This is a genomic window from Nostoc sp. (assembly GCF_036919495.1).
Taxonomy (GTDB): Bacteria; Cyanobacteriota; Cyanobacteriia; order Cyanobacteriales; family Nostocaceae; genus Nostoc.
This window is the reverse complement of record NZ_JBALBZ010000079.1, coordinates 136,355-161,089: the sequence shown is the minus strand read 5'-3', so window position 1 is coordinate 161,089 and position 24,735 is coordinate 136,355. Positions and strand designations below refer to the sequence as shown.

The window sequence follows — 24,735 nt, the reverse complement described above, 5'->3', positions numbered from 1 at the left end:
GAGGGGCGGGGTGCGGGGGGCAGAGGGGAAAATTCTTCTCCCTTGCTCCCTGCTCCCTGCACCCTGCCCTCCACTCCCCACTCACTTTACTTCCAATACACTCTTCCCTAAAGACTGGCAAATAACATCATTTTGCGGTGTATGGATACGGCTGCACAGGATGTCTCGGTAGTGTCGCTCTAAAGGATTCTTTTTTAACAGACCAGGATTACCAGTCAGTTCTAAGGCAATCTCTACAGCACGAATTGAGTTAGTTGTGGTGAGATATTTAACAGCTTGTGCCTGTAATCCTACGTTAGGCTCATACTCGCCCCGATCAATATCTTGAGCCAAGCTATAAATCAATCTATTGTTAGCAAACAGCAGTGCTTCTATCTCACCCACAGCAGTTTGGAAGCGTGGCAGAGTTGCCAGTGGCTCTTTGAGATTAGAAGGCGATCGCTCCCAAAGATATTTTACAAGCCAGTCTCGCGCACTACTAGCAACACCAAGATATAAAGCACTCACTGTCAAACTGCCCCAAGTGGAAATTAGAGGATCAAAGGATGGCGTAGCAGATATGGGATTGATATTCAAAGCATACTCTCTGGGGATTAATACATTCTCCAAAACGAGATCGTGGCTGCCTGTAGCTCTCATCCCCAAGTGATCCCAGGTTTCGACAATTTGCAAACCGGGCAGATCGCGCGGAACTAGAAAATTCCCAACTTGTGGTTCATCCTCAGTTGTCCGTGCCCAAACAACAAAGTAGCTGAGGATGGGGCTGCCCGTGGTGTATTGCTTGTGACCCGTTAAACGCCAACCCTCTGTTGTCCTCTCGGCAATTGTGGCAGGCAATCCGCCTCTAGCTGGCGTTCCTAACTCAGGTTCGACACGGGCAGCATTTAGCAGGGTAATACCTTCAATCGATTCACGACACAGCCGTTTATATACTTCTGGATGCCAGCGACGGCTACGGGCTGCATGGGCATGTTGGAGATAGTGCATTGTCAGTACTAGCGCCGTGGAAGCATCGCCACGCGCTATCCCTTCAATCACTCGGCAGATAGTTGCTAGCCCCAAACCTTGACCACCTAATTCACGGGGAATGGTAAGGCTGAGTAATCCTGCCTCATGCAAAGCTGTAAAATTCTCGAAGGGAAAGGAACCGTCTTTGTCGTGTACTCCTGCACGGGTGGCAAAGTCTTTGGCCAAAGCCTCAACCTGGTCGAATATATTGGGGAGAGTTTCTAAGCTTTTGGCTACAAAGGTGTCTGACACTACTTGCTCCAACTGTGACATAAATATTCCTTATAAAATTCACTCTACTACTAAATCCCATCTTGCGAAAAACTGATGTTTCTGCAACCTTGAGATGTTTTCATCGGAGTTAAGCGATCGCAACTACTTGTAGCCTAAACCCTACTTTCTTTTCTGCCTCAGCATTTGACCTCAAACTCAGGTCTTTTGGTGATTTTTGAAATACTACTTAAAGTCGATCGAATTTAAGTAATTAGTAATTATTACACAAATAACTTTCTTAGAGCAAGCCAAGCATCCGAATTTACGTTTGATTTTGACTTGGCTTGATTGGATCTATGCGTTGTTTATTGTTTGACAGTCGTTCAAACATTTGTATTAAGGCTAACTGCATTTCTGGCGTAAATTCCAACGTGCCAGAACGCAGATGTAAATCTAACTGAGGGAAGGGGATTTCAATTTGTCTTTGCTCTAATGATTCGTAGATATTGTAGTATAAATCACTTTTGAGCAAGAATTGTTTATTAGGTTCCGCAGTCCATACTAATAACTCAAAATTTAAGCTGTTGTTGCCAAACTCTTTAAACAGTACTAAAGGAGAAGGAGCCTGTAATACATTGGGATGCTTAGAGGCTGCTTCTAACAAAGCAGCTTGCACGACTTTGGGATCTGAACTATAAGCAACGCCAACGGGGAGATGAAGGCGAGAAATTGGGTTGCGGTGACTCCAGTTAATTACTTCTTTTTCCAAGAAGCGAGAGTTGGGTACAATAATTGAAACGTGGTCAAGAGTCCGAATCTCGGTACTTCTGCCACCTATTCGCTCGACAGTACCTGTATATTCCCCAACTTCCACAAAATCTCCAACCTGAATCGGACGCTCAAATACTAGTACTAAACCACTACCAAAATTCTTAGCAATATCCTGTAAACCAAAGCCAATTCCAACGCTTAAAGCACTTGCTAAGATTGTCAAAGAGCTAATGTCAAGCCCCCAGATTTGTAGCAGTACCAGTGTGCCAATAAAAATCAGACCATATTTGAAAAGTATTACAATCGCTTCTTGAGCGCCACGATTGATTCCAGTAAAAGATAAAATGCGAGAACGTAAAAAATTGGTTAAAGTTCCAGCAAAGATAACTAAGCCGAACAACAAACCAATTAAAATTATTAATTCAGTAAGAGAGTAAGGATTCTTGCCTAATGTCAGAATAGGTGAGGTGAAACTGGTGATCAGGATATTGGAAATTTGGTAGCTCCATTGACGAGTGAAAGGAAAGAGATTAGTGATATAAAGAATCGCACTTATCCAAAGTGCAATACGCATACTCGCTAATACTAATTTGAAAAATAATTCCAGTACTTTTAGTAGTTCCGAATTAGATATCTCATTGTTAAGAGTAGTTAAGCGTTGTGAAGCTGCTCGGAAAAAGTGATGCTTAATCCATCCTAATAGCCAAGTGAATCCGGCAGTTATGAGTAAAATTGCTACTGCTACAAAAGTTGTATGTTGCAGATAGGTTTTAGTTCGCTCTAAGCGAGCTTCCTGTAACGCTTCTTCAATTTGCTGCCTCCAAATCCTTGCCTGCTCATCAACTGTGCTACCTGGAACAGTATCTTTTTCTGTAACTGTTAACAGATAGCGCCCGTTTAGCAAAATAGTAGGCAGCTGGTTGCGTTGTTCAATTTTAACTTGAATAAATTCAGAAGTTTTAATCGCATATTTTATTTGTGAGTTGATTATATTTGTCCGTTCTTGAGCGCTATATTGACCAGAATTGCTGATCTTAAAAAGCTCTTGCCCATCCAAAATAACCGGAGCTTTAGTTAATGTTTGAGCAGCGACAGGAGTTAACCAGATAAACAAAATAAAAATTAGTACTGCAATGAAAATATTGAAATATTTTGATGGCAGTTGCAAACGGTGAGAATAACGCATTAGGATTCTAACAATATAATTTTACTCAAGCTAATTAATATTAGCTAGATTTTGTCACAATCAATTTTTTACCATAAAATAAAACCAATATAGCAATCCGCTTTAAGTTTTGAAATTATTTGCGTGATGCGCGTTCGCGCAGCGTCTCGCAGAAAAGCGCGATATGTAGGGAGTAGGGAATCAGCCTTTGAGAGTTGATGGCGAGTTTTTTCACGCAATCAAATACTACTCCTATAGAAAGAATTTGATTTAGAGTTATATAACTGTTAACTAGCGACAAGCCAAGGAAATATTTATGCATTGTTGCAGTGCCACAGACAAGCGATGCTGTTGATGCATTTGTAATTGTTGCGACAGAGACAAGCCATCCAGATTCCGGTTCCTTGGCGATGGTTGGGCCTGCGCTCTTCCCCGCCAGCAGGATCTGTGACTTTCCCTCTACTGGGATTTAAGAAAAAATATAGATAGTATAATTACTCATGCATCTTCCGAGAGAAGCCAGTCAGGTGAAATATTTGTAATAATTCTCAGTAATTGCAGTTACATAATTTTATTTATGAAATTTTAATGCCCTAACCGAATATGACAACTTGATTAAAGGAGAGTTTTTTATGTCAGTCCAAAACTTAGAAGAATTTTTTCACACACAATTAGTCAAACACGGTGTAAACTACAACTTGGCTGCAAAAGCAGCTAAAATATTGGCTTCTGGCAAATCTGATGAACTATTAACACCAGAAGAAAAGCATTTGGCTACAGAAGTTTGTCAGCAGTGGTTTAAACAGCGTCAACGTCTAGAGCGACTCAATTCTCATTTATAGAAGTGAATGAAGGCGATCGCAATTAAGCTCATGATGCCAGTTAATTAAATCGACAAAACAGATAAATAACAATTCTTTGACAGGGTTTGAAATTAGGCGTTGTACAATCACAGGGTGGTGATTGTGCAACGCTATTTAGTTTAAAAGATGTGTACAGTGACTAATTAACTGTCGCCGTGACAAATTAATGTCATCTGTAAAATTGTTGTGCAGTAGACTTTTCAGGTTTTCAGTACGTAAATCCTAGTATAGGACTAATAATTGATTTCTGAAAAAGCTCGGTACAGCTCAAAAAGCCTTATTCGCTACTCCCTACTCCCTACTCCCCGCCCACGTAGATAATTTCAAAAATCAAAATAGTGCGAGATGAAGCTATTTTTGCTATTAAGTCTACGCTGTATGTGAAAGCACAAGTTACCTGGTTACAATCTCGCTTTCCCGAAGCGCTGTTTGTGGATGTATCAGGGTTGTGTAAAGTGGTAACGCGGGATGAAATAACCCATTAATTATTGTTCAGGCGTAGGCGTAGGTTGGGTTTTGTTCCTCAACCCAACATTATCAAGGCTTTCGTTCAGAACATAAGGGCTTTCGTTCAGAACACGAGGGCTTTTGTTCAGAACACGAGGGCTTTCGTTCAAAACACAAGGACTTTCGTTCAGAACACGAGGGCTTTCGTTCAGAACACGAGGACTTTTGTTCAGAATACGAGGGCTTTCGTTCAGAACACAAGTATTTTCGTTCAGAACACGAGGGCTTTTGTTCAGAACACAAGTATTTTCGTTCAGAAAACAAGTCAATGCGGTTCGGATAAGGTTTTTTGCTCACACGCCCTAAATGGCAAAGACGCGATAAATCGCCGTCTTTACAATAATCAGTCCTTTGTAGAGACGGCGATTTATCGCGTCTCCTTTGATTTTTTAACCTCATGAATATATTTTAACCAAGTACCAGATTTGGTTACAGGAGATTGGACAGTATAAATAAATTACCAATTGGAAATTAAAATTCTCAGTTTTGGCTAGGTAATACTTGCTACTTAGCCAATTCCAAAGCTATCAATATAATAGCTACCTGTATCACCTATCACCCCCATGAGTGCCGAATATTCCGAAGACCGCCTGGTGCAACAAACTACCGCTAACTTCTTTGAACAAACCCTGAAATGGCACTCAGTTTACGCATACAAAAAGGAAACTTTCGGCACTAACGGCACACTAGGACGCAAAGACAAACGGGAAGTTGTTCTCACACGCTATCTACGCCAAGCACTAAAGAAATTTAACCCAGATCATCCAAACCAAGTATACGATGATGCGACTCTTGCATTTACCACATCCAATATTTCAGACCAATTAATCACCATCAACCAGAAAATTGATTTGGGTTCGTTCTGACGAGGAAAAGATACAACCAAGTTTAAGGGAGAGGATACAGTTAGCGTTTGACCATCCTGAGCTATTAAGACGGTTTGGCTGTTTATTTTTGGGATTGGAGTGTAAAGCTATTAAACTTAAAAGGGCAGAGTAAGTTGGCTTCTTTCTCTACACCTGGAAAATTGGAAGCATAACTTTGCCGCTCCCTATTGGAACCATAAGCTTACCGTTGCGGCAAAGTTATGGGTAAAGTCACAACAAATAATTAATCACTGTACAACAATAAAAAATGGACGTAACTGGATTCGAACCAGTGACCTCTACGATGTCAACGTAGCGCTCTAACCAACTGAGCTATACGTCCTTATCTACACGATTATCAACAATAACACATACTTTCTTGATAAAGCAAGATAAAGGTGTAAATCCATCTTAGGAACTCCAAAAAATAAATTATCCAATTTTTGGAATCAAAACGATTTTTCCTCCCCCTGCTCCCTGCTCCCCTGCCCTAAAAGCAATGAGATATATTTTTTTATTTGGAAGTCCCTAAATCCATCTTATAAGCGAAGTCCCATTCGAGTAGGGTGTATGATCAATTAAGGTTATTCGGTTCTGGTGGGGAGCAGCTACCAGAGGTAACGGGGAAAGTTCGGTGCAAATCCGGCGCTGTCCCGCAACTGTAAACCCATTTGAGATATAATCTAAAATCCTAAATAGAGTAAGTCAGGATGCCCGCCGAAATAGATTTATCAGTTCCACATATCTGCGAGGTACAGATGACTACTAGTGTAAATATTTCCCCAACTAGTTCCTTGGGTGGTGCTGACCATACTTTATTTGTTTGCAAAACTTGTGCTAGCGTTTGGCAAGATGGAAAACGCTTAGGTGAAAGTGGCGGTGAAAAACTTCTATCTCAACTTCAGCAACTTGCACAAGATTGGGACTTACGAGATAAATTCCCAATTCAGGAAGTTGAATGCATGAGTGCTTGTAATCGTTCCTGTGTGGTTGCCTTTGCTGCTAAAGGTAAATTAACATATTTATTTGGTGATTTAGCTGTTGATGGTAGTGCATCTGCGATACTAGAATGTGCTAGTCAATACTATGCCAAAGCAAATGGTTTACTCCCTTGGTCAGAGCGTCCAGAAGCGTTGAAAAAGGGCATTTTGGCAAAAATTCCACCTTTACCTTTATCTCAATGATGCGCGTTTTGATTCTGGGTGGGACGGGAGATGCCGCAGAACTAGCTGCCAAAGTGGCGACTATCCAAGGGTTAGAAGCAATCACGTCTCTAGCTGGGCGCACCCGTGAACCATCGGTACCATTAGGCGATTTCCGGGTTGGAGGCTTCGGTGGTGTGGCTGGATTGGCTAGCTATTTGCGAGTCATGCAAATCGACTTATTAATTGATGCAACCCATCCTTTTGCTACTCAGATTTCCTTCAATGCGGCGGATGCTGCAAGCGAAGTTGGAGTACCCTGTCTGATGTTAATACGCCCACCTTGGGAAAAAGAAAGTAGCGATCGCTGGATTGAAGTTAATAGTGTCGAAGCCGCCGCCGCATCTCTAGCAAACCAGGCACAGCGAGTATTTTTAACAGTTGGAAGGCAAGAACTCGCCGCCTTTGCTCACCTAGAGAAAATTTGGTTTCTGATGCGGATGATTGATCCTCCTACCAATGATGCTTTAGTCCCAGCAGGAATGATATTGTGCGATCGCGGGCCCTTTACCCTCAATAATGAAAGGCAAATCCTGATTCATAACAAGATTGATACCATAGTAAGTAAAAATAGCGGTGGCGATGCAACAAAGCCCAAGATTATTGCAGCGCGAGAACTGGGCGTAAACGTTGTTATGGTAAATCGTCCACCCATACCGCCAGGGGAGCAGGTTGCTGATGTTGATGGTGTTTTGGCATGGCTATTTGACAAGTTGCACGACTAGTGCAGCAAGCTAGAAGTTAAAAGTCACGCATAATTGTATTCCAACAAAATTCAAAAAATAAATCTTAGTATTGTTTATCAGTGCTAGGCTTTGCCTTTAGGAATTGACGCTTCAATTCCCTCAACATACCAATCCATCACCAGTTGTTTCTGATCATCCAAAACCTTACCTTTTGGCACTCGCACCACCCCTTTTTGATCTTTCACCGGGCCATCAAAAGGATGTGCAGTACCCTGAATAAACTCATCGCGCTTCGCATTTACCAGTTGTTGCACATCCCCCGGAATTTCCTGATTCATCGGGGAAATATCCACCATTCCTTGACCAATTCCATCCCAAACCTCTTGAGATTTCCAAGTATTACTCATGACAGCCAAGGCTTTATCTGTATAGAATTTGCCCCATTTGTTAATAGCTGATGTTAAGTGGGCTTTTTGACCAAACTTACTCATATCAGTGTTGTAGCCAAAAGCATAAATGCCTTTCTCTTGTGCAAATTGGACAACAGCACTAGAATCCGTATGCTGCGTCAGTACATCCGCACCTAAATTGACCAAAGCTTGAGCCGCTTCTCTTTCTTTAGCTGGATCGTACCAATTTTGTACCCAAAGTACCTTAACTTTTGCTTGGGGATTTGTTAGCCTTACTCCTTGAGTGAATGCACTGATTCCCCGAATTACTTCTGGAATTGGGTATGCGCCAATAAAACCAACTACATTTGATTTTGTCATCTTGCCAGCAATCATGCCGGTTAAGTAACGCGGTTCTTCAAAGCGTCCCAAATAAGTGCCGACATTGGCAGCACGTTTGTATCCTCTACAGTGTTCAAAGACAACATCACTAAAGTCCTTGGCAACTTTAATTGTTGGGTTCATGTACCCGAAGGAAGTTGTAAAAATCAACTTATTACCATCTAATGCGAGTTGCCGAATCACTTTTTGGGCGTCAGCACCTTCGTTGACATTTTCCACAAAGGTAGTTTTTACCTTATCTTGAAGATTAGCTTCCATGTCTCTGCGACCTAAATCATGGGCATAAGTCCAGCCAAAATCACCCACAGGGCCGGCATAAACAAATCCCACCTTCAGAGGTTCATTTACCGCCACAGGCGACGCTGAGGGAGATACTTCACCCTGCGATTTGGAATTTTTGCCTTGAATGCAACTAGTTAAGGTAAAGCTAGATCCTGCTAAAGTGGCATACTTTAGAAAATTGCGACGATCCATATTTTATTAATTAATAGGTTTACCTGTTAAAAAGATTTTTATGATTCCTGGTAATGGCAGAAACGGTTTAGATTAGCTATTTACTTAATTTTAACTTTTTATTTCTGCCGTCAAGTTACTTGAGAAAGAAGGTAAACAAGTAAGTAGATCAAATTAAACTAAAAAACTGCTATTGGTTTGGGTTCGTGACATTAAGGATTAATGCAAGTGAGAAAACTTGAGATTATTTCTTACTACAGATTTTCCCCTACTGGGAAAGTGATAAATTTGACAACGGATTAGGGACGAAGCCGACCGGGAGCAGTGCGTTTGGTAGAATTGGCGGCAAGTCAGAGCAAGAGGTTTATGGAAGTGAAGGGAGTTTTGAGATGATCTGTAGTAACCAGGTACAGATTGTGGAAGCTTTTTATTACGTGGCCTATAGTGATGTGAGGTTAAATCAAACAACAATAAAAAGATAGAGGGATAACAATGTTTAGTTATTCTAGCCCCGCAATCGCCACATATCTTAATATTGCATCTCCAGTAGCAGCTTGTGTCAACGGCAGCAAAGTTGCGGTCATTAATACTGAGGGTGTATGGGAAGTAGAAGCTGATGGCAGGAAAAAACTAATTCCAAACTCTTATCAGGATGCTCGTGACTGTACAGCTATTGACGGTAAGACTTATGTTCTCGCTGTTCCAACAGGATTAGTAAAAATAAAAACTGATGGAACTACCCAAAAAATAGTTAACAGTCCTGTATCATCAAAGACAAGAGTTAAGTTTTTAGATGGCTTGATTATTCACCAGTCTGTAAATACTCTATCGATATATGATACCAGCCTCAACTTTAAAGCTAAACGTAGCTTTGAAGTAACAGAGGTAATGGATTTTGAGTACAAAAATAAGTATCTCTACGTTAGTGGTTTTCAGCAACAAAAGCGGTCAGGCATTCCAGTACAAATTGCTTTTCTTTACCGAATGGGTTTTAATGGCATAAGTATATTTGGTTTGCCAAATTTGCAAGGAAAGAACCAAGGTAAGCTTTGGGGTTACAGTCCTGCCAGTCTTGTTGACAACATGGCAGATACCCGACTCAACAGATTACACATCTCTGGGGATAAACTCTACGTACTTGGTTCGGTCTATGGGGGTAATTCAATCTTTAGGTGGAATGGTAAAGACCTCTTAACACAAACTTTGATCACTACAGATAAATATACTAATGCTGCCCAAACTCGTGATGAGACAAAAGTTTATACAGGAGTTGTTGATTTAACGTCATTCTCTGTTGAACGCGGGCAACTAAGTATTACAAGACTTCCTTCAACAGGAGGATTGGGAGACGGCAATAGCAATTTCCCCAAAACTATTTACTCAAATGGCACTGATATTTTTGTTGGTTCTAGTGCTGCTTATGCAATTCCCAATAGAGATAGCCAAACATTTTTAGGTAAACTGATTCCACCTTACCGTGGCGATGCAAGTTTTTTAGTTTTTCCGAATAATCTCAATAGTCGCAAAGCTTGGATAACGCCTGGTAATGGTGAAGTCTTGCTATTTAATGGTAAGTTTGCAATCATCAAAACAGGTAAAGTTAATGATTTGTCTACAAATTCAGGAACCGCCCAAAGCCTACCAACAAATACTTATTTTATTAAGTTTTGACAGAGCGATCGCAATGAGAACACCGCAGGCATCGTTATAGAGAATTTTCACAAAGGGATATACCATTTTTGGTACACGGGATAACTCCCTACTCCTCATCTTCTAAATTCGCGTAAGCGGTGTATGTTGTCAGGCTTGATCGTTAGCAGCATAGGTTCACGGTTCACTTTGAAATTATTTCCAATTGGGAACATTTGGAACACTCATAATTTCTTACTTCTTTATTCGACTTTAGATAAATAAATAAGAAGTGGTTCACTTGGATTTTCTGTAAACCACTTCTTATTCGTCCAAACAAAAAAAATTAGTTAGTAATCGCAAGATATTTAAAGCCAGCTTTTTGATAAAACTGCGATCGCACGTTGATAAAGTTTGATTTGCTGACAAGAAAAAGTGAGTATTATATATAAAAAAAGGTCGAGAGCAGCAAGAAACTGACCCAAAGACTCTCCTCCAAAAAATAACTTGGCATCTTCGTCTCGAAAAGCAAAAAATCTTAGTTAAGCTGTTGCGCCTTTAATTTGCACTAATATTTTTTCAAGATGATTGTGGGGTGGGCATCCTGCCCGCCCTGATAATGCAAGTTGTATACGTAACAGCTTACTCATCGAATTGTAGATTTTAAATTTTCGATTTTGGATTGAATAATTCAAAAACATTCAATGGTTCCTGAACCCTTAAAGGGAAGCAAAGCATCCCGCAGGGAAGGACTGAGCGCTCACGCCGTACCCTTTGGGGAAGCAAGCTACGCGTAGCGTTCCGCAGGAAAGTCCAAAATTTCAAAAGGTCTGAGAGTAAGCGAATTTAAACGCGAGACAAAATTTCGAGAAAGTTTCCTTAAAGGTTGTTTGAAAAGTGTTTCGCTGTGACTTTAGGTATTTTTAGATCCCCTTTAACCTTCCGAGGGTTGGAAGCTGTTCCTCGTAATATACGTGTATATACATAAAATACCAGTATCAAAAAAATAAAATTCTTAACTAGAAACTTGACATTATAATAAGTTTTGATAATTTTTAGTTTATATTGATTATTTCCAAGCTTGCTTTGGGAAAAAAACCTTGTAAGCATCTAAATACTCAGGGAATTTGCACAGTGAAAGTTAGGGTGACATGAACAATAGAGCAAACCAAAGCCATGAAGAACATCATGTAATACAATATTTTTGTATATTCAACCGAATGTTGATTTTCGTTGCAGAGATATTTCTATCACGCAGCCTTTATGCTGGAAAGGTAATCCTGCGATTGTTGCAAAATTTCCAGCGTACCCGACTTTCGTGGCTAAGGTTTAGACACTCATCTGTGAAAACGCAAGCTGTTCCTCTACCTGAGAATGAAGCAGAAAGGCTCAAAGTATTGGCGGCCTACAATATTTTGGATACCTTACCTGAAGAAGCATTTGATGACTTAACTGCTCTTGCTGCTTACATTTGTAAGACTCCAATAGCTTTAATTAGCTTAGTTGATGCCGATCGCCAATGGTTTAAATCTAAGGTTGGACTAAAAGCTAGGGAAACACCCAGAGAGTGGGCTTTTTGCTCCCATGCCATTCTTAAACCAGATGAGATATTAGTGGTTCCTAACGCCATCAAGGACGATCGCTTTACTAACAATCCCCTAGTCAAAGGTAATCCCAAAATTCGTTTTTATGCTGGTGTCCCGCTGATTACGCCCGATGGTCTTCCAATTGGGACGTTGTGTGTTATGAATACAATCCCTCATCACCTAAGTTACCAGCAGTTAGATGCACTGCGCCGCTTAAGTCGTCAGGCGATCGCTCAGATGGAACTTCTTCAGGAAGTTCACAACCGCAAACAAGCAGAAATCGAAGGAAGACAGTTATCGCTAACCGATGAACTAACAGGTTTGCATAACCGACGTGGCTTCTTTCTGATGGCTGAACAACAGTTAAAAATTGCTCACCGGACGAGAGTGTTGTGCTGGGTTATCTTTATTGATTTAGATGGGCTAAAACAGATTAACGACACCCTTGGACACGACATAGGAGATGCCTTAATTGTTGATGCTGCTCAATTACTCAAGCAAAGTTTTCGGAACTCGGATATTGTCGCCCGCTTGGGTGGAGATGAGTTTGTTGTTTTCATCTCCAGCTACTTTAAGGACGCTGACAGTATCCAAGAATGTTTGCAGACAAATATCGCCAACTTTAATCAACAGCAAAACCGTAACTATGAACTTTCGATGAGTATTGGGATAGAGCGTTACTCAGCAGAAAGCAATATGTCACTAGAACAACTAATCGCCAAGTCTGACGAATTAATGTACGCTCATAAGCGTCTCAAGCAGCAATCGATCGCCTGAAGGGAACTCCTCTGTGGGGATTAGGTAGTTGATGTTTTCCTGCCCCATGCCTCCAAAGTGCTAATTTACCACTTGACTGCCATGACTGCGGGGATCATCTTGATTAGCCGTTGGTGCTACTGGGGCTGAAAATTTGGAAACTTTGCCGCTAGCTTGAGCATAAGGGAGAGACGAACCAGTAACCAAAGCTTCTAAGTTGCTAGCCATAATCGTCCGGGGTTGATCGCCGATCGCTTGGGCTATAGTTTCCCCTTGTTGACTCAAAAATACAAAATGGGGAATCCCATCTACCCGATATTTCAACATCTCTGGTAGCCACTTGGTATTATCCACATTTAGCATCACAAAATTCATCTTGTCAGCATACTCTGTTTCTAGTTGAGTTATATCTGGTGCCATTTTCTGACAGACAGTACACCAATCAGCATAAAACTCTACTAGAGATGGTTTGCCGTTGCTGATTGCTACTTCTAACGGTGTGGACGAATCGCTTAATTTAGCTAAAGTTGCCGAGGTTGTTTCAGTTCGCAATCCTAAGACGAGGGCAACGCTAAGAGCGATCGCTACCATTACAATTAAAAAGTTTCTGAAACGCTTCCCTAAGTTGGATTCAGACTTATCGGGAGAATTAACAGGTGAATCAGTACTCATAACAAAATTATTAAAACTTATTAAGTAATTTCTTCTTCAGTTTAGCTGACTCCAGCCGCTCTTAAATACCAAATTTAAGCTTCAAAATGGGTATTACAAATAAATACTTTAGATGAAATAGGTTTTAAAGGATGATTTTAAGCTTCAGAAATACCAGTGCTGTGTGTGCCATATTTTTACTAGTCAGCGTTGGCAGTTTTCACACCTCAGCCATAGCCACTGTAAATAAGCAGTCTCAATTGATAGCACAGCAGAGTAAAACCCCGCCACACCCAGTTTTTAAATCTATTTTGCCCAAGTTAAAGCAGAAGACTCAGATTCGTATTCTATTGCCGAAGTTTATTCCTGAGTCAGATGGGGAAAATCCAATTTACGCGATTATAGAAGCTGTTACGCAAAAAAAGTACGAAATTTTACTGGGTTTTAGTCCCGACTGTAATGGTGCTTCTGCGTGTCGTTTGGGCGTTGTTTCTGCTGAAGCTGTAACCCGCAAAACACTTCACCTTACTGGAAAACCTGTATCTTTAGCTAGAGGCATCACTGGGTATTTTGTAGATTTTTCTTGTGGTGCTGGTTGTTCAGATGCTACCTTGACTTGGAGACAACAAGGTGTGCAATATGTTGTTGGGGTGAAAGCAGGCGATCGCACTTCTTTGGTAAAAATGGCTAATTCTGCGATTAACTAATTCTGTAGGTTTCAGTAAAGAGATTTTCTCGGAACAAATAGAGGTTGATATTTAAAGAAATCATCATGGTAATATCAACCTCTGGTCTTAGTGTGTCATTCTAATAGTCTAGTGATGTATCACCAATATCTAACCAAATTTAGTAAATAAATATACCTAATATTTACACAAAACACAAAAAATCTTTCAACTTTTGTTTGCTCTATTTTCTTGTATTAAATGAATAATCGATGGCAGTAAAGAAATAACTATAATTAATCCAATAATCGGTAATAAATACTTATCTACCTGTTCAGGTGGCAGAGATTTTCCTAAGAAAAACCCTAATATGGTGATTCCGAATGTCCAAATAAAGCCACCGATTAAGTTGTAAGACATAAATGTGTGATAATGCATCGCAGCAATCCCAGCCACAATCGGCGCAAAAGTCCGTACAATGGGTAAAAAACGTGCTAAAACAACAGTTTTTTTACCGTGCTGTTCATAAAAGTTTTGGGTTTTAACAAGATGTTTTTTGTGAAATAACCATGAATCTTCCTTATTAAATAGTCTTCTACCAAATTTATGCCCAGTAAAATAGCCAACATTGTCACCTAAGACTGCACAAACAAAAGCACCAAAAATCAGAACCCAAATGTTCAGTAAATTCTGAGACGCCACAAATCCAGCAGTGAACAATAAGCTATCCCCAGGCAGAAAAAAACCAATTAACAAACCAGATTCAGCAAAGACAATCGCCCAGACTCCAAAATAGCCGATTGATTTTATCAGTTGTGGTAAATCCAAATGCATAGAATTTTTTAGCTTTCAACAATAGATCCACAACATCTTAACGTTTAGCAATTTTCCTGAATAAAAAGTAATATTAAATTTACATAAAGTTATTATGTAATCTTTGGAAATATAGTGACAGATGGTACATTTTAGGGTAAGTGTGCAAGATGCAAAGGTATTTGAAAGTACTAAGACTATTTTGGAGTGCTGCGATCGCAGCTGAGTTAGAGTATCGGATTAACTTTTTCATAGCTACCCTCAGCAGCTTGGGAAATCTCGCAGGTAGCCTCTTTGGATTATTCTTGTTTTACCGGACTGGTTATACTTTTAGTGGCTGGTCATGGGAAGCAGCCTTAGTAGTTCTAGGAATTTTTACCTTACTACAAGGATTTTCTGCTACTTTTCTGGCGTCTAACTTGAATCGCATTGTCCGCCATGTGCAAGAAGGCACTTTAGACTTTATATTATTAAAACCTATCCGCAGTCAGTTCTGGCTTTCCACCCATACCCTGTCACCTTGGGGACTACCAGATATAATTTTTGGTAGTATTATTATTGGTTACGCAGGTAAACGCCTTGGTGTAGGGATAGACGACTATCTACTTGGTTTGCTGCCGTTATTGTTCAGCTTTGTGATTTTGTACAGCCTGTGGTTTATGCTGGGAGCGACGAGTATCTGGTTCGTAAAAATATACAACGCTACCGAAGTATTACGTGGTTTGTTAGAAGCTGGACGATATCCCATCGCAGCATATCCTACTGCTTACCGCTTTTTCTTCACCTTTGTAATGCCAGTAGCGTTTTTAACTACTGTACCAGCCCAAGCGCTACTGGGTCGGAGTGACATTAGTTGGTTAATAGGTGCGGCAATATTAGCAGTAGCGTTGTTTTTCGCTTCCACTTGGTTTTGGCGATTTGCGTTGCGGTTTTATACCAGTGCTTCGAGTTAGAGAGCTACAGCAACGGCTGGCTTTCATGTTAAGTTGACACCAATGAGTCCCTCGTCTCTCCAATCGATTCTCTCTCTTATTACCGAAAGTCCTACTGAGATGGACTATTGGAGTCATAAGTGGGGAGTTGGTAGGAAATCTTGGGTCAAGATTCGTTTTACAAGCTTTTTAGGCTGATCCCCACTAAGACAGTTAGGTTAAATTGCAAATCAAATCATATCCCTGCCTAATTCCTTGATTTAGGTGTAAATCCAGGTTAAGACTGCGGATTTTGCCTAAGCCCTAACAAATTTCCGTCAATATCCTTGAAAGTGGATAATTGCACTCCATGACCGACATCTGTAATTGGCCCAACTGAGACTCCTTTTTCACTCAGGCTTTGACGAGCAGTAACTATATCATTGACAATAAAGGTACTAACAGTATTACCTGGTTCAACTGAGTTACTCAAGTTCAATCCAATTGCAAAGCGTGGAATATCAGGAAAACTAAATTGTCTCCAGCTAGGTGTGTCATATTTTTCTTCAGGAACTAACCCAAGCTTGGACTTGTACCACTCGGCACTAGCTTCGAGATTAGTCACGTCTAGTTTAGTGACAAAACTATATTCACCAAAAGTGTTTTTCAATGTCATATTCTACTGTGCTAATCCAGAACTTTTGTAATATGGCTATTATAAGCTTTTTAGCACAATATACTGCAAGCTTACCAATTAATAGTAGTTTAGTTTTGCTCGTGTACTTTTACTCTAAAAGCCGCGCTTTTACGTCTACGCACTTCAGCAAAACTTCAGCCACGGTGAGCTTTTGTCCACTACTGGAATTATAAAAAATAGGGAAAAAGGTTAAAGGGATGAACAGGTTGCGCCACTTGCAGGCGAGGTTTTTACCTTGCCCCCTTCCCCTTCTTCACCTAAAACTTGTATCCCTTGTCCAGTTTTCCGACTTGAATCAATTTCATTCATGGATATTGGATTTAAGTGGGATACAGGCCCAAGAGGAAATAAAGGCAGTTTAAGCGTAAGCTAAAAATAAAAGACTTGGGTGCTATGTCGATTCCAGAAATTTCTGAAGCAATAATACGTCATAACTCCAACGCTTCATCCTACAGTCGTGGTGAAGAATATTACCGCAGGGGTGCGATACCTTTCCTGCGGAACGCTACGCGAACGGTGAGCTTCGCTAACGCCGATCTCAAAAAACGAGGTAATCTGATTCAAGCAGAGGTAGAAGGTGGCGAAATTACACCATATCAAGTCAGTATTCGTTTTGATGCAGGTGGAATTACCTCAGCAAGTTGTACTTGCCCTTATGATTATGATGGTTGGTGCAAACATATTGTTGCCACCTTATTAAGCTGTTCGCGTCAATCAGAGATCGTTGAAGAACGTCCAACACTAGAACAATTATTAAATCGCCTTGATATTCTTCAAACACAGCGATTACTGCAAGAACTGGTGGAAAATAGACCGGAACTAATTGATGATATTGATGAGTTTGTAAGTTTGATAGACTTGCCAAAACCAAAACAAAACAGTCTTCTACCCGTCAAAGCAAAATTGACACATCACCTTTTCGCTCTCATGTCAAGCGAATTTTGCGGGACGGATTGAAAGAATTAGAGTATGGTTCAGAAGAAGACCCATTTACAGATGATTTACTGGCTGTAATTGAGAAAGCGCGAGAGTTAGCAGAAAATGGAGATGGCAATAATGCGATTGCAATTCTCGAAACTATTACCGAAACTTATGCCCAAGAATGGGACGAGTTGCTAGATTACGGTGGAGACAGTTATTCTATCGTAGAACCTCTTGATAGCGAGTGGACAGAAGCAATTTTGTGTGCACAAATGTCTACAGGAGAAATAGTAGATTTGCAGTTGATGTTGGAATCATGGCAAGACGAAATCAGTGCAGACTTTAGTATGAGTTTAGAAGCATTGCGTCAAGGTTGGGATTATGAACCACTGCAACAAATTATGCAAGGAGATGATACCGCAGAACTTTGGGAAAATGAACGACCAAGCTTTGCTGATGATTTAGCATTGATTCGCTTACAAATTCTTGAACGTCAAAATCGTTACACAGAGTATTTAAATCTAGCTTTAGCAGAAGAAATGACTCTGCAATACCTAACGCAATTAGCAGCTTTGGGAAGAGTAGAAGAGGCCATGTCTGCGGCTAAAATCCTGATGGAAAAAGCAGAAGAGGGTTTTGCCCTGGCAAAAATATTGCGGGAAGATGGGTATTTAGTTGAAGCGTTAGAAATATGTCTTGCAGGTATAAATTTAACAGGTAACTGTTTACATGAATTTGCTACTTGGACAAGTGATTTAGCCCAAGGATTAGAAGATAATGCCACTGCCTTAACTGCCAGCATCATTGCTTTTAAAATCAGACCATCGTTTCGAGACTATGGTAAAATTCAAGACTATGCAGGAGAAACTTGGTTGACGCTCAAACAAGATTTACTGCAAACACTACGAGATCAGCCAGATTGGGGAATACGAGAAGCTCAAGTTGATATTTTCCTCCATGAAGGATTAATTGATGATGCAATTAAAACAGTAGAAAGAGATAGTTACTATGCTTCAGAATTGGTTCATCGAGTCATGGATGCAGCAGTTTCCCATCGTCCTGATTGGGTAATTGATAACGCTCGCAGACGGGCGGAACCAATTATAGAACAAGGAAAAGCTGATCGTTATGATGCTGCGGTTAATTGGCTAAAAAAAGTAAAAGCTGCGTATCTCCAACTAGGACAAAAAGCTGAATGGTCTGCTTATCGCTCACAACTAGAAGCGGCTCATGGGCGTAAACGTAAATTGATGGAATTATTTAAAGAACTGAATAAATAATATGACTATTTTTGAGCCTAATTCCACAATACAACAAGCACTACTAGCGAAGAAATATTTCAAATTAGATCCTTCCATACAAAAAGTTATCCAGTTATTTTCGGTAATTTATGCACCGATAGACAAAAATTCATTTGTAAGTTGTCTTAGTAAAACTGGTGCTTTAGATGAAAACAATAAACCTTGGGGTACTAAAACCCTTAGTCCCCAGATTGATAAATTATTAAAAGCAGGCTTGTTAATACAGGAAAACAGGCAAGGTGCTGAATGTCATCCGTTACTCACAGAAATTGCTACTCGCCATGCTGTACAAACCGGACAGTTTGAAATCCTCGTCACAGCAGTAGAGGAGAAGCTATCAATACGTACTCACTGGAACAGAGATTCTCGGATATTCTACAGCTTACGCCAGTGTATCAGAGAAATCCGCATTGGTATTTATCGTCAAGACCTTAGTTTTATTAATCAGCAAATTGAAGATTACCAGAAGTACAGTGATAGCGAAGAAAAAATAATAATAGAAAATATCTTTGAGCAGATATACAATAATCCATTTGATGCAGATTGGTTTAACTCCCTTCCACAAGAATTATATGAAAGTGGCATATCAAGTATCCTATTCAATTCAGCCTTAAAATTATCCGCTTCTGAAGATGCGTTGACGCTGCTAGAAGAAGAATGTTCTAACAGCGAAAAAAATTGTTCAGATTATCTACATCTGATTTTGACAGAACAACTGTTGTTACAGGGTTGTACCCAAGAAGCACAAGAAAGTCTGGAGCGTATATCAAATGAATATCAAAATAACGCTGCTATCTTTTGGGGTTGGTTAAGTTTTCTACGGGGTGAAAATGAACAAGCCATAAAATATTATACAGATGCCCTGAAAGCCATCAAAAAGGCTACAGGCAAACGCCAAATATATTTCAATACAATTGGGGGCTTATTTTTTATCCTTGCACTTTTAAAAGATGGTTCAGTGCAACGCCTCCGAGAAGCAGAAGAGTACACCAGTTTGATGTCCCGTCAATCAGATCATTGGCTCAGGTTCACTTATGGCAGACTGAACATGGTACTGCAAGTTCACCTTGGCGACATTACCCAAAAAGAATTTGTAGTTAGCGGTCATATTTCTTCCGTGGAAGAAGAAAATAGCTTACAAACATTGTTTTGTTCACTATGCCTTTACTGGATGGATGCCCAGAGTGCTAAAAAACGCTTACCTAATTTACTAGAACCATTGTATCGGCGATCGCTTGCCTCTGGTTATCACTGGTTGGCAATGGAAACCGCAGAACTCCTATCCCGGCTCAAACCAAGTAGTAACTATAATCAACTTGCAGAGGCACTGCGAGAAGATAGCAAGATCCAAACCATCGTAGACTTAATTCGACCCCAAGAAGCTTGGGAAATGTGCCTCAATGCGCTGGCAAATCTCCAATCAAGACCACAAACATCCCTAAAACCAGAATCTGAACTGCGTTTAGCATGGTTCATTACCTTCTATCCCACCAGATGTGTTTTGCAACCACGAGAACAAAAAGTTAATGCCAAAGGGGAGTGGAGTAAAGGTCGCCCCATAGCCCTCAAACGTCTGAATAGTGCATTATCTGAGTTTGATTACATCACACCCCAAGATATGCGGGTATGTAATTGTATTGAAACATATAATGATGGCTCTTATTACGGCAAAGTTGATTATACCTTCGGTGAAAAAGCCATCTCTGCTTTAATTGGACACCCGTTGGTTTTTTGGGAAGATACACCGACTATCCGTGTAGAAATTGTCAAGGGAGAGCCAGAACTACTGGTTAAGAAAGAAAAACTTGGCCGTCTCACCTTGGAATTTTCTCCTAAGTTACCAGACTCACAGAATATTCTACATATTAAAGAAACTCCAACCCGCATCAAAGTCATTGAAATTACTGCCGAACACAGACGCATTGCGGAGATTATTGGTAAAGATAATAAATTAAATGTGCCTGCCTTCGCCGAAAAGCAAGTTTTGGCAGCGATTAATGCCGTCTCTGGCATCGTCACCGTACATTCTGACATTGGTGGCGGCTCAGAAGGAGCAAAAGAAGTACCCGCCCAGACTCTACCCCATATTCACCTTTTACCTGCTAACGCCGGCTTGAAAATCAGCCTTTTGTCGCGCCCCTTTGCCCAAGGTGGCCCCTACTACCGTCCTGGTACAGGTGGTGAAACTGTAATTGCCGAGATTGACGGGAAACGTCTGCAAACCAGACGAAATCTACCTGAAGAGAAACAGCTTGCTAAAGCTGCCATCAAAGCCTGTCCCACGTTGACACGAACTGAAGAACAAGATGGTGAATGGGTTATAGCTGACCCAGAGGACTGTTTAGAATTGCTGCTAGAACTGCAAGCACTGGAAAGTAGCGTAGTCATAGAATGGCCACAAGGAGAAAAACTGCGTGTTAGCCACAATGCCGACCTAAAAGACTTTAATTTATCAATTCAACGTCAGCAAGACTGGTTTGCAGCAACTGGGGAGTTGAAATTGAATAACGACCTAGTGCTGGATATGCAGCAACTACTAGAACTATTAGAGAAAACCCCCAGCCGTTTTATCCCCCTTGGTGATGGTCAATTTCTGGCTTTAACTCAAGCCTTTCGGAAACGCCTTGACGAATTACGGATGTTTTCGGAAAAGCATAGTAAAGGTATTCGTTTTCACCCCTTGGCAACATTAGGGTTAGAAGATTTTGTCGATGAGGTAGGTAAGGTAAAAACAGATAAACACTGGAAAACACATAGAGAGCGCCTTAAGGAGGTGCAAAACCTCCAGCCAGAACTGCCATCTACGCTTCAAGCAGAACTACGTGACTACCAGATGGAGGGTTTTTGTTGGCTGGCGCGTCTGGCACATTGGGGTGTAGGTGCTTGTTTGGCAGATCAAATGGGACTCGGTAAGACCGTGCAGGCATTGGCTGTGATCCTCAGAAACGCCCATGAGGGGCCAACCCTAATTATTGCGCCGACTTCCGTGTGCATGAATTGGGTGAGTGAAGCGCATAAGTTTGCCCCAACTCTGAATATTATTCAATTTTCTGGTGCTAACCGCCAAAAATTATTAGATGGTTTACAACCATTGGATATGTTGGTATGCAGCTATGGCTTATTACAGCAAGAAGAAGTAGCGCAAATGCTTTCTGGTGTACAGTGGCAAACGATTGTCCTGGATGAAGCCCAGGCGATTAAAAATATGACCACTAAACGTTCTCAGGCAGCCATGAACCTAAAATCTAATTTTAAGTTGCTGACTACTGGGACTCCCATTGAGAATCACCTGGGTGAGTTGTGGAATTTGTTCCGTTTTATTAATCCTGGGTTATTGGGTTCATTTGAAAGCTTCAATCAACGCTTTGCTACCCCCATTGAAAAATATCAGGATAAACTTGCACGTAATAAACTCAAAAAACTGATTCAACCATTTCTGTTGCGGCGCACAAAAAATCAGGTATTAGAAGAGTTGCCATCTCGTACCGAAATTCTCCTTCATGTAGAGTTAAGTCGAGAGGAAAAGGCATTCTATGAAGCGTTGCGCCGTCAGGCAATATCTAAACTTACCGAAAGTAATGCAGAAGCAGGAAAGAAACATTTGCAGGTTTTGGCTGAGATTATGAAATTACGTCGCGCTTGCTGTAATCCCAGCCTCGTTATGCCTGACACTGAATTACCCAGTTCCAAGTTGCAACTTTTTGGTGAGGTGCTGGGTGAACTGCTGGAAAATTGCCATAAGGCGTTAGTGTTTAGTCAGTTTGTTGACCATTTGCACATTATCAGAGATTATCTGGAACAGCAAGGTATTAATTATCAATATCTAGATGGCAGCACTTCAGTGGCAGAACGGAAAAAACGGGTGGATGCTTTCCAGGCTGGTTCAGGGGATGTATTTCTGATTAGTCTCAAGGCGGGGGGTACAGGACTGAATCTAACTGCTGCTGATTATGTGATTCATACAGATCCTTGGTGGAATCCCGCAGTGGAAGACCAAGCCTCAGACCGCGCCCATCGCATTGGGCAACAACGCCCTGTTACCATTTATCGTCTAGTAGCAAAGGATACTATAGAAGAAAAGATTGTGCAATTGCATCAGCACAAGCGAGACTTAGCAGACAGCCTATTGGAAGGTGCTGATATTAGTGGCAAGATATCAACGGAAGTCTTGTTACAGCTGATTAGTGAAGGTTAAGGCATTTACCAAGGCTTTTTTGACAATAATTGATCATTCAGTAAGTTGCTTTTATCTTCCTTGGGCGAGCGCAAAACTTGTTGCGCCATAATTATTACCTGGAAATAAGGTTTTGGCACGGTGATGCCTAACCGCCCAATTCAAATTATAGAAAGATTTAATCATGATGCAAGATGATGAAATACTTAACGTTATATTAATACTGGCTACATTTCTAGCAATTAGCAATTAGTTGGAAATAAATACTAAGAGAGCGGAAATTATGCAAGTGTGTCTGGTTACAGGTGGTAATTCTGGTGTAGGTTTAATGACTGCTATAGGTTTAGCCAAATTAGGCAATCATGTATTTATTGCCTGTCGTTCGGCAAATAAAGCCGCAAAAGCTATAGACTACATCCGCCAAACCACCGGAAATGAAAATGTGAAATTTTTACCTCTCGATCTAGCTTCTTTAGATTCAGTTCGTAAGTGTGTAAAACTATTTAATGGGTATAATTTGCCATTACATATATTAGTCAATAATGCGGGGATATTCAACAACAGAGGTACAACCAAAGAAGGTTTTGAACTGATTTGGGGAACGAACTATTTAGGTCATTTTTTGCTGACTTATTTATTACTAGAGAATTTGCAAAAATCTGCTCCTAGCCGCATTATTATGTTAGCATCCGATTTGGCATTATCTCCAAGTGGTATTGACTGGAATTTATTAGTTAAAAGAACACCTTTAAATTTCCTAAAATTATATGCCGTTTCAAAACTCTCTTTATTACTTTTAACAAGAGAACTTTCTCAGCGATTAAATAATTCTCAAGTCACTGTTAACGCCATACATCCAGGCTTTGTGCAATCAAATATTACTATATGGCATCGTCTCAGTAAATATTTAGGTTTAGGTATTTCTTCAGAAGCCGGAGCATATAGTACCCTTGTTTGTGCTACTTCCCCAGATTATGAAAATATTAGTGGAAAATTTTTAGATAGTCACGCTCAAGAAATTATATTACCTGAGATAGCACAAAATCAAGAATTATCACAGCAATTATGGGAATATAGTTTATTATGGACTGGTTGCAACCAAAAGCAGAATACAAAGAAAATTAATTATGATGGTACTGATGAAATATGGGGGCCAAATTCTCTGAGTTTAAGCAGTAATGAAATAGCTGAGATTACCCAATATATTTTTGATAAAATTATTATAAACATCCCAATAAAAATATTATTAAAACAGGTAGTTAAATCATGTATTAGAGTTGATATTGGTTCGTTATTCATTATATCGCTTCAAGTGTTTACCAGATGTTTTTACATGGAAAGACATTTAGATTCACCTGTAATTTTGCAATTATGTGAAGATAAAAACTTATTAGAGAGGCTTAATGCTCATTTAGGGGATAATTTAGTATTATGGCGGTCAGAACTATGGGTAAATTATCCCGCCCAGCAATTAATTCCTTTTTGGCATCAAGACTCTTATTCTAAACTCCTGGAAGGAGATGGTAAAACTATCAATGTTTATATAGCTTTGACAGAAGTGAATGAATATAATGGATTTGAGTATATACCTAATATTTACTTAAAAAATTGCCAGATAAAAGGAACCGATCCTTTTAGTGGAAATAACTTTTTTGAAATCATTGATGAAGTTGCAAAAAAAGCTATTCCTGTAGTGTTACGTCCTGGTGAGTTTGTACTATTTACTAATACACTATTACATCGTTCAATACGTAATAATAGTGGTAAAGTTAGACTTTCTTTAACGCTAAGATTGACTCAGCCAGGGGTAAAAGTTTTACCAGGTTATACTTCTAATTACCATAAACCTGTAATTTTGCAATCACAAAATAGCGTTGCTCCTAAATAGAATGTCTGAAAAGTAAGAAAGCTCAGGTAACAGTATCCTGTCGTGAAAACAAATACTTAAGTATTGAAAATAATTTTGCAAGAGGCCTATTAACTAGTAGTAAATCATCAAGTCACTCTGAAGTCGTATTTGTATTGTTTAAGTGCTTCATAACCGCCTCTGTGATTCAGCAATGCCTTTGCAGACTAAACTTTCAGGCTGCTATTTGTCCAATATCT

20 protein-coding genes, 1 tRNA gene and 1 riboswitch are annotated in these 24,735 nt (G+C 40.2%); of the genes, 14 read left to right on the top strand and 7 right to left on the bottom strand.

Annotation, left to right across the window (positions count from 1 at the left end; translation table 11 throughout):
- Positions 1-81: 81 nt before the first annotated feature.
- Positions 82-1,281: an acyl-CoA dehydrogenase family protein gene (locus V7K25_RS11275; RefSeq protein WP_335157855.1), complete on the bottom strand. Its 1,200-nt coding sequence runs from the start codon at positions 1,279-1,281 to the stop codon at positions 82-84.
- A 262-nt stretch (positions 1,282-1,543) separates the two neighbouring features.
- Positions 1,544-3,178, bottom strand: a complete 1,635-nt coding sequence (locus tag V7K25_RS11270) for a mechanosensitive ion channel family protein (protein WP_335157853.1) — start codon at positions 3,176-3,178, stop codon at positions 1,544-1,546.
- A gap of 308 nt (positions 3,179-3,486) precedes the next feature.
- Between V7K25_RS11270 and V7K25_RS11265 the strand changes: the two genes are divergently transcribed.
- The 4 genes from V7K25_RS11265 to V7K25_RS11250 all read left to right on the top strand — a co-directional run bounded on the left by V7K25_RS11265 (position 3,487) and on the right by V7K25_RS11250 (position 5,393).
- Positions 3,487-3,630, top strand: coding sequence for a hypothetical protein (locus tag V7K25_RS11265; RefSeq protein WP_335157851.1), 144 nt, complete (start codon positions 3,487-3,489; stop codon positions 3,628-3,630).
- 159 nt (positions 3,631-3,789) lie between these two features.
- On the top strand, positions 3,790-3,999 hold the full coding sequence (locus V7K25_RS11260; protein WP_335157849.1) for a hypothetical protein: 210 nt from the start codon (positions 3,790-3,792) through the stop codon (positions 3,997-3,999).
- 359 nt (positions 4,000-4,358) lie between these two features.
- The gene (locus tag V7K25_RS11255) at positions 4,359-4,505 is read left to right on the top strand and encodes a hypothetical protein (protein WP_335157847.1); all 147 of its coding nucleotides are present in this window, start codon (positions 4,359-4,361) and stop codon (positions 4,503-4,505) included.
- 585 nt (positions 4,506-5,090) lie between these two features.
- Positions 5,091-5,393, top strand: a complete 303-nt coding sequence (locus tag V7K25_RS11250) for a hypothetical protein (protein ID WP_335157845.1) — start codon at positions 5,091-5,093, stop codon at positions 5,391-5,393.
- A 269-nt stretch (positions 5,394-5,662) separates the two neighbouring features.
- On the opposite strand, the gene V7K25_RS11245 is transcribed toward V7K25_RS11250, so the two are convergent.
- A tRNA-Val gene (locus tag V7K25_RS11245) sits at positions 5,663-5,736 on the bottom strand.
- A gap of 229 nt (positions 5,737-5,965) precedes the next feature.
- Positions 5,966-6,129, top strand: a riboswitch (cobalamin riboswitch).
- A 22-nt stretch (positions 6,130-6,151) separates the two neighbouring features.
- On the opposite strand from V7K25_RS11245, the gene V7K25_RS11240 reads away from it, so the two are divergent.
- Positions 6,152-6,577 carry a DUF1636 family protein gene (locus tag V7K25_RS11240; protein WP_335157927.1) on the top strand — a complete coding sequence of 142 codons (426 nt, stop codon included), beginning with the start codon at positions 6,152-6,154 and terminating at the stop codon, positions 6,575-6,577.
- A complete protein-coding gene (locus V7K25_RS11235; RefSeq protein WP_335157926.1) occupies positions 6,577-7,320 on the top strand; it encodes a cobalt-precorrin-6A reductase in 744 nt (247 codons plus the stop codon). Before V7K25_RS11240 ends, V7K25_RS11235 begins: the two co-directional genes overlap by 1 nt.
- 83 nt (positions 7,321-7,403) lie before the next feature.
- Here the strand turns inward: V7K25_RS11235 and V7K25_RS11230 are convergent, their stop codons facing one another.
- Positions 7,404-8,546, bottom strand: a complete 1,143-nt coding sequence (locus V7K25_RS11230) for a BMP family ABC transporter substrate-binding protein (RefSeq protein ID WP_335157843.1) — start codon at positions 8,544-8,546, stop codon at positions 7,404-7,406.
- A gap of 471 nt (positions 8,547-9,017) precedes the next feature.
- Between V7K25_RS11230 and V7K25_RS11225 the strand changes: the two genes are divergently transcribed.
- On the top strand, positions 9,018-10,196 hold the full coding sequence (locus V7K25_RS11225; RefSeq protein ID WP_335157841.1) for a hypothetical protein: 1,179 nt from the start codon (positions 9,018-9,020) through the stop codon (positions 10,194-10,196).
- A gap of 1,109 nt (positions 10,197-11,305) precedes the next feature.
- Entirely contained in the window at positions 11,306-12,517 is a 1,212-nt protein-coding gene (locus V7K25_RS11220; RefSeq protein ID WP_335157839.1) for a sensor domain-containing diguanylate cyclase, read from the top strand.
- A 60-nt stretch (positions 12,518-12,577) separates the two neighbouring features.
- Here the strand turns inward: V7K25_RS11220 and V7K25_RS11215 are convergent, their stop codons facing one another.
- Positions 12,578-13,168, bottom strand: a complete 591-nt coding sequence (locus V7K25_RS11215; protein ID WP_335157837.1) for a thioredoxin family protein — start codon at positions 13,166-13,168, stop codon at positions 12,578-12,580.
- 131 nt (positions 13,169-13,299) lie between these two features.
- Between V7K25_RS11215 and V7K25_RS11210 the strand changes: the two genes are divergently transcribed.
- Positions 13,300-13,854 carry a hypothetical protein gene (locus V7K25_RS11210; protein ID WP_335157836.1) on the top strand — a complete coding sequence of 185 codons (555 nt, stop codon included), beginning with the start codon at positions 13,300-13,302 and terminating at the stop codon, positions 13,852-13,854.
- A 186-nt stretch (positions 13,855-14,040) separates the two neighbouring features.
- On the opposite strand, the gene V7K25_RS11205 is transcribed toward V7K25_RS11210, so the two are convergent.
- Positions 14,041-14,646, bottom strand: a complete 606-nt coding sequence (locus tag V7K25_RS11205; RefSeq protein ID WP_335157834.1) for a DedA family protein — start codon at positions 14,644-14,646, stop codon at positions 14,041-14,043.
- Between the two features lie 149 nt (positions 14,647-14,795).
- Between V7K25_RS11205 and V7K25_RS11200 the strand changes: the two genes are divergently transcribed.
- Positions 14,796-15,578 carry an ABC transporter permease gene (locus V7K25_RS11200; RefSeq protein ID WP_335157832.1) on the top strand — a complete coding sequence of 261 codons (783 nt, stop codon included), beginning with the start codon at positions 14,796-14,798 and terminating at the stop codon, positions 15,576-15,578.
- A gap of 256 nt (positions 15,579-15,834) precedes the next feature.
- Here V7K25_RS11200 and V7K25_RS11195 read toward each other — a convergent pair whose 3' ends face one another.
- On the bottom strand, positions 15,835-16,212 hold the full coding sequence (locus tag V7K25_RS11195) for a VOC family protein (protein WP_335157830.1): 378 nt from the start codon (positions 16,210-16,212) through the stop codon (positions 15,835-15,837).
- Between the two features lie 414 nt (positions 16,213-16,626).
- Between V7K25_RS11195 and V7K25_RS11190 the strand changes: the two genes are divergently transcribed.
- From V7K25_RS11190 to V7K25_RS11175, 4 genes are all read left to right on the top strand, one after another.
- Positions 16,627-17,190, top strand: coding sequence for an SWIM zinc finger family protein (locus tag V7K25_RS11190; RefSeq protein ID WP_335157829.1), 564 nt, complete (start codon positions 16,627-16,629; stop codon positions 17,188-17,190).
- Positions 17,187-18,434: an SWIM zinc finger domain-containing protein gene (locus V7K25_RS11185; protein WP_335157827.1), complete on the top strand. Its 1,248-nt coding sequence runs from the start codon at positions 17,187-17,189 to the stop codon at positions 18,432-18,434. Before V7K25_RS11190 ends, V7K25_RS11185 begins: the two co-directional genes overlap by 4 nt.
- A gap of 1 nt (position 18,435) precedes the next feature.
- Positions 18,436-22,650: a DEAD/DEAH box helicase gene (locus tag V7K25_RS11180; protein WP_335157825.1), complete on the top strand. Its 4,215-nt coding sequence runs from the start codon at positions 18,436-18,438 to the stop codon at positions 22,648-22,650.
- Between the two features lie 262 nt (positions 22,651-22,912).
- A complete protein-coding gene (locus V7K25_RS11175) occupies positions 22,913-24,517 on the top strand; it encodes an SDR family NAD(P)-dependent oxidoreductase (RefSeq protein WP_335157823.1) in 1,605 nt (534 codons plus the stop codon).
- The last annotated feature ends 218 nt before the right edge of the window (positions 24,518-24,735 follow it).